This window comes from Alphaproteobacteria bacterium, from assembly GCA_024244705.1.
GTDB lineage: Bacteria > Pseudomonadota > Alphaproteobacteria > JAAEOK01 > JAAEOK01 > JAAEOK01.
This window is the reverse complement of the sequence record JAAEOK010000090.1, coordinates 1-1,447: the sequence shown is the minus strand read 5'-3', so window position 1 is coordinate 1,447 and position 1,447 is coordinate 1. Positions and strand designations below refer to the sequence as shown.

Annotated in this window: 1 protein-coding gene; it reads left to right on the top strand. The window is 58.6% G+C overall.

What is annotated here, in order from left to right:
- Window positions 1–1,447: hypothetical protein (locus GY791_17775; protein ID MCP4330278.1), on the top strand; the 1,447-nt coding region annotated here is incomplete at both ends.

The following is a 1,447-nucleotide window of genomic DNA, read 5'->3' as shown; positions in this document are numbered from 1 at the left end:
CTTGAACCTCGAGGGCGATTTTTACCACGGCGTCCACGGCCCCGACGTCGAGAGCAACTTCTGGATCCAGGATCTCGACATCGATTTGTCGAGCGCCACCGGCGACGGCACGTATGTTCGCGTCAACAACCCGCGCGACAATGTTTACAATTTGTTCACCACCTCGACGCCGAGCGGGTTCATCAACTGGAACCGGGTCCACGATTCGGCGTCCGATCAGGGCATCACCGTCTATATCGATGCGTTCGACGGCGCCGCGCACAGCTTCGACCTCATCGTCACCGAGAACACCGTCGACAATGTTTATTACGACGGTATCGAGGTCGACATCGACGCCGATGGCGCCGGCTCGTCGCTGAAGGTCAGCGTCGATATCAGCGACAATTCGGTCTCCAACATCGGCGACGACGACGGCATCAACGTCTTCGTCGGGGCCACCAATGAGGGCTTCCTCGACGCCGACGACCCGATCTCGATCAACAACAACACGATCCACGACATCGAGGACAACGGTATCGAGGTGTTCAACGGCGCCGATTACGACGGCACGCTTGTCCAGACCCTCAACATCAACAACAACAGCATCGCCGATACCGGCGATTACGGCATCTATGTCGACAACCTGACCAGCAACGGCGGCCTCATCGACCAGGCCAACACCATCAATATCAACAACAACACGGTGCTCGATACCGGCGAAGACGGCATTCAGGTCCAAAATCGTGCCAGGTACATCGGCTCGTCGCTCATCCAGACCATCAACATCAACAACAACTCGATCAACGAGACCAGCGGCGACGGCATCGAGGTCTATACCCAGGCCGATAACGGCGGCTTCGTCGACCAGGCCAACACCATCACCATCAACCACAACACGATCCTGAACGTCCAAAACCAGGGCGTTTACGTCGACACCTACGCCTACGGATCGGACTCGACGATCATCCAGACCATCAACGTCAACTGGAACAGCATCAACGGGACCCAGGACGACGGCATCGACGTCACGACCAACGTCAACGGCGCCTTCGTCGACCAGGCCAACACCATCACCATCAACGGCAACGAGATCTTGAACGCGGGCGAGGACGGCATCGACGTCGACAACAACGCGTTCTACCGGTTCGCAACCCTGCTGCAGACCCTGAACATCAACGGCAACACGATCGACAACCCGAGCGAATCGGGCATCGACGTCACCAACGACGCCGACAACTTCGGGGTCATCGATCAGGGCTTGTCAGGCCGGGCGATCACCATCAACACCAACACGGTGACCAACGCCGGGGCCGGCGGCATCGACGTCACCACCAATGCCTACTCGCCCGGAGTCCCCGGGACCACGATCTGGCAGACGATCAACGTCAACGGCAACAGCATCAATAACGTGACCTGGGACGGCATCGACATCGACACCGACGCCGACAACTTCGCCTTCATCGGCCAG